This window comes from Streptomyces sp. NPDC032161, from assembly GCF_040636995.1.
In the GTDB taxonomy this organism is placed as follows: domain Bacteria; phylum Actinomycetota; class Actinomycetes; order Streptomycetales; family Streptomycetaceae; genus Streptomyces.
In genome coordinates this window covers 1-10,128 of the sequence record NZ_JBEZVN010000071.1, presented here as the reverse complement: position 1 = coordinate 10,128, position 10,128 = coordinate 1, and the positions used below count along the sequence as shown (strand labels likewise).

Below are 10,128 nucleotides of genomic sequence, written 5' to 3'. Positions count from 1 at the left end.
AAGTGGACGGTCTGGCGGAGGTTGCGGTACCAGTAATTGGCGTCGAGTTCGGAGGTGTTGAGGAATCCGGGTTCGACGGTGGAGAAGAACGGGACTTCAGAGGTCTGGGGCGTGATTCCCGCGAGCGCTTCGGCCAGCTGATGCTCGATCCTTTCGACGTGGGCCGAGTGTGAGGCGTAGTCGACTGGGATGAGCCGGGCTCGGACGTCCTGTTCCTGGAGCTGAGCGACGAGGGCCTTGACGGCGTCTTTGTCGCCCGAAACGACAGTCGCATTCGGGCCATTGACGGCCGCGATGCCGATACCGCTTGTCAGGTGTTCCCGGACCACCTCGACGGGCTGCGGGATGGAGGCCATGGCGCCCCGTCCGGCCAGGTGCTCGGCGATGATCCGGGCACGTACGGCGACGACCTTCGCCGCGTCCTCCGGCGAAAGCGCACCCGCCACAGCCGCAGCCGCGATCTCGCCCTGGGAGTGGCCCACGACCGCGTCGGGGCGGATGCCGAGGCGCTGCCATGTGGCGGCGAGGGAGACCATGACGGCCCAGGTCACAGGCTGGATGACGTCGACACGGTCCAGCTGCGCGCCGGAACGCAGGACATCGGTCAGCGACCAGTCGACGTAAGGCGCAAGCGCTTCCTCGCACCGGGCGATGGATTCCGCGAACACCGGCACGGTGTCCAGGAGGTCCGCGCCCATCCCGGCCCACTGCGTCCCCTGCCCGGGGAACACGAACACGGTCTTGCCGGTGTTCTTGACCTGGCCCTGGACAAGGTGGGTGTGAGGCTGCCCGGTGGCAAGCGCGTCGAGCGCGGCGGCGATGGCATCAGGCGCCTCAGCGAGGACCACGGCGCGGCGCTCGAACAGGGCGCGTCCGTGGACGAGCGTGCCGGCGATGGCCACGGCATCCAGCTCAGGCCGCTGATCGACGTACGCGCGAAGCTGCCGTGCCTGATCGCGCAGCGCGTCCGCCGTCCGTGCCGAGATCACCCACGGCACCACCGCACCCGAAGGCTCCGATTCCACGACCATCTCGTCATCCGGTGCCTGCTCCAGCACGGCGTGCGTATTCGTGCCGCTGATGCCGAACGACGAGACACCGGCGCGGCGCGGCTGTCCCGTGCGGGGCCAGGGCGTCTGCTCGGTCAGCAGGGCGACAGCCCCGGCCGACCAGTCCACCTTGGGTGTCGGCTCGCCGACGTGCAGCGTCCTCGGCAGGACGCCGTGCTGGAGTGCCATGACCATCTTGATGAGGCCCGCGACACCCGAAGCGGCCTGGGTGTGGCCGATGTTGGACTTCACCGAGCCCAGCCACAGGGGCCGGTCGGCCGGGCGGCCCTGGCCGTAGGTGGCCAGCAGGGCCTGGGCCTCGATGGGGTCGCCCAGCTTGGTGCCGGTGCCGTGTGCCTCGACGGCGTCGACCTGATCGGGGGTGAGAGCGGCGTTGGCGAGGGCCTGGCGGATGACTCGCTGCTGGGAGGGGCCGTTGGGGGCGGTGAGGCCGTTGCTGGCGCCGTCCTGGTTCATCGCCGTACCCCGGACCACGGCCAGGACCCGGTGTCCGTTGCGACGCGCGTCCGACAGCCGCTCCAGGAGCAGCATGCCGACGCCCTCGGACATGCCCATGCCGTCGGCGTCCGCCGAGAACGCCCGGCACCGGCCGTCCACGGACAGACCGCGCTGCCGGCTGAACTCGGTGAAGGAGGTGGGCACCGCCATCACGGACACACCGCCAGCCAGCGCCAGCGTGGACTCGCCCTGCCGCAGCGACTGCGCCGCGAGATGGAGAGCGACCAGCGACGAAGAGCAGCCCGTGTCCAGCGTGACCGCGGCGCCTTCGAGGCCGAGGACGTACGAGACACGGCCCGAGGCGATGCTCGCGGTGTTGCCCGTGCCGAGGTAGCCCTCGATCTCCTCCGGGGTCTCACCGAGGCGCGAGCCGTAGTCGTGGTAGCTGACGCCCGCGAACACGGACGTACGACTGCCCCGCAGGGACTGGGGGTTGACGCCGGCCCGCTCGAAGGCCTCCCAGGACGTTTCCAGGAGCAGTCGTTGCTGCGGGTCCATCGCCAGCGCCTCGCGCGGCGAAATGCCGAAGAACGCAGGGTCGAAGTCGGCGGCGTCGTACAGGAATCCACCGTGCCGGGTGTACGACTTGCCGCGCTGCTCCGGGTCCGGGTCGTACAGCGCGTCGAGGTCCCAGCCTCGGTCGGTCGGCAGCCCGGAGATCACATCTCCGTCGCGCAGCAGCAGCTCCCACAGCTCCTCGGGCGAGCGCACGCCGCCCGGGAAGCGGCAGCCCATGCTGATGATGACGATCGGGTCGTCGTCGGCGGCCGGCAGGGCCGGCGGCGCCGCGGCGGACCCGGCCGATGCCGTGTCGGGCAGCGCGCCGAAGAACTCGTCCCGCAAATGACCGGCGAGCACACCGGGGGAGGGGTAGTCGAAGACCAGCGTCGCCGGCAGCCGCAGCCCGGTGGCCGTGGTGAGCCGGTTGCGCAGCTCGACCGCGGTCAGCGAGTCGAAGCCCACGTCACGGAAAGCCCGCCCCGGCTCGACCGCCTCACTGGAGGGATGGCCGAGGACCGAGGCGGCCTGGGCGCGGACCAGATCGAGCAGCACCCGGTTCCGCTCGTCGGCCCCGAGACCCTCCAGCCGATCGCGCAGCGGCGACGACGGAACCCTCGCCGCGTCCGGCCCAGACGAGGTCGACGTGGCTGCCTCGGTCTCGCGCTGCGCCTCGGGCACACCGGCGAGCAGCGGACGGGGTCCCGCCGAGGTGAACACCGGGACGAAGCGCTCCCAGTCCACCTCGGCCACGGCCACGAACGTCTCGTCGTGCGTGAGGATCTGACGCATGGCGGAGAAGGCCGTCTCCGGGTCGAGGAACGGCAGCCCCCGCGCCTGGAGTTGCTCAGGCTTGACACCCTCCGGAAGCCGCTCCGGGTCCCAGACGTTCCAGACACCCCACGCGATCGAGCTGGCCTTCAGACCGCGGGCCCGGCGCTGCTCGGCGAGCGCGTCCAGATAGGCGTTGGCGGCGGCATAGGCGCCGTGGTCGCCGCTGCCCCAGACACCTGCGATGGAGGAGAACAGCACGAACGCGTCGAGGTCGTCGGAGCCAAGCAGCTCGTCCAGGTGCGCGGCGCCCCCCACCTTCGCGGCCAGTACGTCCGCGAACTCGTCGAGCCCCGACTCGGCGAGCGACGCCAACTCGATGAAGGCTGCTGCGTGTACGACCGTACGCAGAGACTCCCCGTCGGCCTTCAGCCGCTCCAGCACACCCGCGAGCGCGTCGCGGTCGGCGGCGTCGCACGCGGCCACCGTGAGACGGACCCCCTCGGCGTCCAGCTCCGTCGCCAGTTCGGCCATGCCCGGGGCGGACGGACCGCGCCTGCTGGTCAGCACCACATGCTCGGCCCCGTTCGAGGCGAGCCACCGCGCGATGTGGGGACCGAGCGCTCCCGTGCCGCCGGTCACCAGCGCCGTACCACTGGTCCACCAGCCGGGCGCGGCCGGGTCGGGCGTCGCGACGTCCAGCGGGGACCGCACCAGCCGCCGGGCGAAGACGCCCGAGGGGCGGATCGCCACCTGGTCCTCGCCTGCCAGCCCGGCCAGCACCGCGCACAACCGCGCCCGCGCCCGGTCGTCCAGCTCGCGGGGCAGATCGACGAGACCGCCCCAACGCTCGGGCTGCTCCAGCGCCACGACCCGGCCCATGCCCCAGACCTGCGCCTGCACCGGGGCGGCCAGGGTGTCCGAGGCCCCGACGGCCACCGCAACGCACGTCCCGAACCACACCGGCACCTCAAGCCGCGCGTCACCGAGGGCCTGGACGAGAGCGAGCGTCCCGGCGACACCCGCCGACATCGCCGGATACGCGGGGCAGGGCTGCTCGTCGAGCGCGAGGAAGGACAGCACACCGGCCGGCGGAGCCTCCTGCGCGGACAGCGCCTCACCGATGAGGTCGAGGTACGTCCCCCGCGCGGCCTCGGAGGTGTTCAGCTCCAGCGGCACGACCTGCGCGCCGTGACTCGCCAGCCCCTCGGCCGCCGTACGGACGACGTCGTCGGTGGCACGCCCCTCCGGGAACACCACCAGCCACGTCCCGCCGAGCCCGGTCGCGGTGCCCCCGTCGGCCACCGGCTTCCAACTGATCCCATAGCGCCAGTCGTTCACCGTCGCCTCGCGCCTGCGCTCTTGCCGCCAGGACGCGAGCGCCGGAAGCACCGTGCTCAGCGAGGCGTCGCCGGGTACGTCGAGCGTGTCCGCGAGCGACTCCCAGTCCTCGTTCTCCACGGCCTCCCAGAAGCGCCTGTCGACGATGTCCGTTGCGGGGGCGGGGGCGTGCGCCGCCGCGGTCTCCGGTACGTCGATCCAGTAACGCTGGTGCTGGAAGGGGTACGTGGGGAGGTCGATGGGCTGGCCTTGGCCGATGGGCCAGTTGATGGTGTGCCCGTGGGTGTGGAGGTGGGCTGCGGAGGTGAGGAGGCGGGTGAGGGTGCCTTCGTTGCGGCGGAGGGTGCCGGTGATGGTCTCAACACCGTTGGCTTCCTCGATGCTGTAGGTGAGGACGGGGTGGGCGCTGGACTCGACGTAGGTCGTGTAGCCGCTCTCGGTAAGCTGCTCGATAGCCGTACTGAAGTGGACGGTCTGGCGGAGGTTGCGGTACCAGTAACCGGCTTCGAGTTCGGAGGTGTTGAGGAAGCCGGGCTCGACGGCGGAGAAGAACGGGACCTCGGCGGGCCGAGGTGTGATCCCGGAGAGCGCGGTAACGATCGCGTCCTGGATGGATTCGACGTGCGCGGAGTGTGAGGCGTAGTCGACGGGGATGAGCCGGGCCCGGACGTCCTGTGCCTGAAGCTGAGCGACGAGGGCTTCTACGGCGTCCTTGTCACCGGAGACCACGGTCGTGTTCGGACCATTGACCGCGGCGATGCCGACACCACTGGGGAGCTGTCCTTCGACGGTGTGGGCAGCCTGCGGAATGGAGGCCATGGCGCCCCGTCCGGCCAGGTGCTCGGCGATGATCCGGGCACGTACGGCGACGACCTTCGCCGCGTCCTCCAGCGAAAGCGCACCCGCCACAGCCGCAGCCGCGATCTCGCCCTGGGAGTGACCCACCACCGCGTCAGGACGGACACCCAGCTGCTGCCAGGTCGCGGCGAGGGAGACCATGACGGCCCAGGTCGTCGGCTGGATGACGTCCACGCGATCCAACTCGGCGCCGGAGCGCAGGACATCGGTCAGCGACCAGTCGACGTAAGGCGCAAGCGCTGCCTCGCACCCAGCGATGGACTCCGCGAACACTGGTACGGAGTCGAGGAGTTCGGCACCCATACCGGCCCACTGCGTCCCCTGCCCGGGGAACACGAACACGGTCTTACCGGTCTCGTCAGGCGCGATGCCCTGCACGAGCTGAGGCGAGGGCTCCCCGTATGCCAAGTCGTCGAGGACCTTAAGGAGTTCGCTGTGGCTGCCGCCCACCGCGACCGCGCGGTGCTCGAACGCGGACCGGGTCGTGGCCAGCGCATGGGCGACCTCGGCGATGTCCAGCTCGGGCCGCTCCTCGACGTACTCGCGGAGCTGTCGTGCCTGCGCGCGCAGGGCGTCCGCCGTCCGGGCGGAGATCACCCACGGCACGGCATCACCCGGATGGGTCGGCTGTTCCTCGTCCGACTCGACGGGCGGAGCCTCCTCCAGCACGGCGTGGGCGTTGGTGCCGCTGATACCGAAGGAGGAGATGCCGACGCGTCGCGGGCGGTCCGCCGCAGGCCAACGCACCTCTTCGGTGAGCAGCGAGACCGCGCCGGCCTGCCAGTCGATACGGGAGGACGGCTCGTCCACGTGCAAAGTGCGCGGCAGCAGGCCCTGGTTGAGGGCCATGACCATCTTGATGATCGAGGCCGCACCGGCGGCGGCCTGGGTGTGGCCGATGTTGGACTTCACCGAACCCAGCCACAGCGGCCGGTCGGCCGGGCGGTCCTGGCCGTACGTGGCGAGCAGGGCCTGGGCTTCGATGGGGTCGCCCAGCTTGGTGCCGGTGCCGTGTGCCTCGACCACGTCGACCTGGTCGGGGGTGAGGCGGGCGGAAGCCAGCGCCTGGCGGATGACCCGCTCCTGGGAGGGGCCGTTGGGCGCGGTCAGGCCGTTGCTTGCCCCGTCCTGGTTGATCGCGCTGCCGCGGATCACAGCGAGGACCCTGTGCCCGTTGCGGCGGGCGTCCGACAGCCGCTCCACCAGCAGCATGCCGATGCCCTCGGACAGTGCCGTACCGTCCGCGCCCGAGGCGAAGGCCTTGACGCGGGCGTCCGGCGCAAGCCCCCGCTGTCGGCTGAACTCGACGAACGAGGCTGGCGACGACATGACCGAGATACCGCCGGCCAGGGCCATCGAGCAGTCGCCCTGCAGCAGCGCGTGGCAGGCCAGATGCAGGGCGACCAGCGAGGAGGAGCAGGCCGTGTCGACGGTGACGGCCGGGCCCTCAAGGCCCAGGGTGTAGGCCACCCGGCCGGACACCACGCTCGGGGTGTTGCCGATACCGAGATGCCCCTCCAGCTCGGCCGGCACCTCGGGCAGTCGGGTCGCGTAGTCCTGGTAGTTGCTGCCGACGAAAACGCCCGCCTTGCTGCCCCGCAGCGACTGGGGATCGATGCCGGCCCGCTCGAAGGCCTCCCAGGACGTTTCCAGGAGCAGCCGCTGCTGCGGGTCCATCGCCAAGGCCTCGCGCGGCGAGATGCCGAAGAACGTCGGGTCGAAGTCGGCGGCGTCGTAAAGGAATCCGCCCTCCCGCACATAGGATGTGCCGGAGCGGTCCGGGTCCGGGTCGTACAGCTTCTCCAGGTCCCAGCCGCGGTTGTCGGGGAACGCGGAGATCGCGTCACGGCCCTCGGCGACGACCTGCCACAGGTCCTCCGGGGAACGGACGGCACCCGGGAAACGGCAGCTCATCCCGATGATGGCGATCGGCTCGTGGTCCTTTGCCTCCGCCTCGTTGAGCCGGCGGCGGGTCTGGCGCAGGTCGTTGACGACCCGCTTCAGGTACTCGCGGAGCTTGTCCTCGGTCATGTTCTGGGCAGCGTCGGAGGAACGGGCGGGCTTTGACATCAGGTCACGTCCTAGAAAGGCCAGTGGTCAGTTGGCACGGCAGGGAGGAGAGGCGGCAGCGCGAGGCGCGGAAACCGGAAACCGGTACGGCGACGGGATCAGAGCTGGCCCAGCTCCTTGTCGATGAGGTCGAACATCTCGTCGTCGCTGACGGGGTCGAAGTCCAACTCCCCCTCCTCCGCAGTCCCTTCGGCGTCGTTCGCCTTCGCTCCGCCGCGGGTGTCGTCCAGTTTCCACAGCAGGGCCTGCAGCCGTGCCGCGATCTCGTCTCGTGCGTCGTCTTCGAGGGCGGAGGATTTGAGAAAGGCGGCCTCCAGCCGCTCCAACTCCGCCGTGAGAGGCAGTCCGTTCTCCTGTTCCTGCGGTACGAGTTCGTCCAGCAGCCGCTGCGCGAGCGCGGCCGGGTTGGGGTAGTCGAAAACCAGGGTCGGGGTCAGCCGCAGCCCGGTCGCCGACCGCAGCCGGTTGCGCAGCTCGAGGGAGGTCAGCGAGTCGAACCCGAGATCCTTGAAGGCCCGGTTCGCCCGCGCCTCCTCGGGCGTGGCATGCCCGAGCACGGCCGTGACCTGCTCCCGTACGAGATCCAGCAGCATCCGCTCCTGATCGGCGCGGGCCAGCCCGGCCAGCCGGCCGGCGATCCCTGAGGCGCCTTCCTCGGTACGGTCACCGGCCGCGGACGCCGTACGCCGGACGGCCGACGTGCGGACGACACTGCGGAACAGCGGCGCCATGACACCGGCCGCCGCCTGCGCGCGCAGCTCCGCCAGATCCAGCCGGGCCGGCACGACCACGGCCTCGTCCAGCGAGGTGGCGGCATCGAACAGGGCCAGGCCCTCGTCCGCCGACATCGGCGCCGCCCCGACCCGGGACATCCGGGCCAGGTCCACATCGTTCAACCGCCCGGCCATACCGCTGCGCTGCTCCCACAGGCCCCAGGCCAGCGACACCGCGGGCAGCCCGCGCTCGTGCCGGTGGCGGGCGAGGGCGTCGAGGAAGGCGTTGGCCGCCGAGTAGTTGGCCAGCCCCGCACCGCCGAGGGTGCCCGACAGCGAGGAGAATAGTACGAACGCGGACAGGTCCAGATGCTGGGTGAGCGCATGCAGATTCAGCGCCCCGTCGACCTTCGGCCACAGCACCCGGTCGACCCGCTCCGGCGTCAGCGCCTCAACCACCCCGTCGTCCAGGACAGCCGCCGTGTGCACCACAGCGGTCAGCGGACGCTCCGCCGGTACGGCGGCCAGCAACTCGGCCAGCGCCTCCCGGTCGGCTACGTCACAGGCAGCGACCTCGACCGCGGCACCGAGCCCGGTCAGCTCGGCCACCAGCTCCGGCATACCGTCGGCAGCGGCCCCGCTGCGAGACGCGAGCAGCAGATTCCGGACCCGGCGCTCGTTCACCAGATGCCGCGCGAGCAACCGGGCGAGCCCACCCGAGGCACCGGTCAGCAGGACAGTGCCCTCGGCGGCGAATCCGGGGCCCGCCTGGTCGGGACGGGGGACACGCGCCAGACGCGGTGCGCTGAGCTCGCCACCGTCCAGCCGCAGCTGAGGCTCGTCGCCGACGGCAGCGGCCGCCAGCAGCTCCCAATCGGGCTCGCCGTCGCCGGACCCGTCCGTGTCGACCAGTACGAAACGGCTGGGATTCTCCACCTGCGCCGACCTGACGAGTCCCCAGACCGGCCCACCGGTCAGGCCCTGCCCGGCCAGGATCACCAGCCGGGACGCGGCGAACCGCTCGTTAGCCAGCCACGCCTGTACGAGGTCCAGCGCGCGGTGTGTGACCCGGCGTACGGCATCCGACGCCATGGTGCTGTCGGCGGTCTCGGCGGTTTCAGGGAAGCGCGCGAAGACCAGCTCAGGAACGGGGTGGGCCGCGGCGGCCAGGCTGCCGAGATCCTCGTACACGTCCACATTGCCGTGACCGCTGCCGCCGCCGATGAGCGCCCACCGTCCGGCCGGCGCTCCCGTTCGCGACACGGCGATCGGCACCCATTCCACGCGGAACAGCGAGTCGCTGCGCGTCTCCGCGTCCTGCTGCGTACCGACTTGGCGCAACGTCAGTACGTCGACCGAGGCCACCGGTCGGCCCGCCGGGTCGGCCACCGTGACGGACACGGCCTCCTCACCGGCCAGGGCGATCCGCACCCGGCCCGCGATCGCGCCCTGGGCATGCAGCGTCACACCGCTCCACGCGAACGGACGACGGGTCATCCCCTCACGGGGCTCGGTCAACAGGACGCCCATGCCCAGCGGCTGGAGCGCCGCGTCGAGCAGCGCCGGGTGGATGCCGTAGTCCTTGGCCTCGGCGGAGTGCTCCTCCGGCAGGGCGACCTCGGCGAACACTTCGTCACCGCGCCGCCATGCCGCCCGCAGCCCCTGGAAAGCAGGGCCGTACTCGACAGCCAGCGCGGCCAGGCGATCGTAGGCATCCGCCACTGTGATCGCCTCCGCACCGGAGGGCGGCCACGCGGCCAGGTCGGAGTCCGGCCTCGGGGACTGCTGTCCCGGGGCCAGGATGCCGGTGGCATGCAGGGTCCAGGGCTTGTCGTCCCCGGCGTCCTGCGCCCGCGAGTGCAGGTTCAGCTCCCGCCGACCGGACTCGTCGGCCTCCCCGAGCCGGAGCTGGACACGAACCCCGCCCTTCTCGGGTAGCACCAGGGGCGCTTCGAGGGTCAGTTCCTCTACGGTGTCGCAGCCGACATGGTGACCGGCCTGGAGGGCGAGTTCGAGGAACCCGGTGCCAGGCAGCAGCACGGTTCCGGCCACGGCGTGGTCCGCCAGCCAGGGGCGGCTCTGCAGGGAGAGCAGGCCGGTGAACAGGTGCGTGTCCGTGCCCGCCAGCTCCACGGCCGCGCCGAGGAGGGGGTGGCCTGCGGCGCCCAGCCCGATGGACACGGCGTCGACGGGCCGTACGGCGGCCAGAGCGGGCCAGTAGTGCTGGTGCTGGAAGGGGTAGGTGGGGAGGTCGATGGGTCGGCTGTGGGGGATTGGCCAGTTGATGGTGTGGCCGTGGGTGTGGAGGT

2 protein-coding genes are annotated in these 10,128 nt (G+C 71.3%); both read right to left on the bottom strand.

What is annotated here, in order from left to right; translation table 11 throughout:
- Positions 1 to 7,106: type I polyketide synthase (locus AB0E67_RS35555; protein ID WP_362034871.1), on the bottom strand; the 7,106-nt coding region annotated here is incomplete at its 3' end.
- Between the two features lie 98 nt (positions 7,107 to 7,204).
- The coding region (locus AB0E67_RS35550) for a type I polyketide synthase (RefSeq protein WP_362034869.1) at positions 7,205 to 10,128 on the bottom strand (2,924 nt) is incomplete at its 5' end.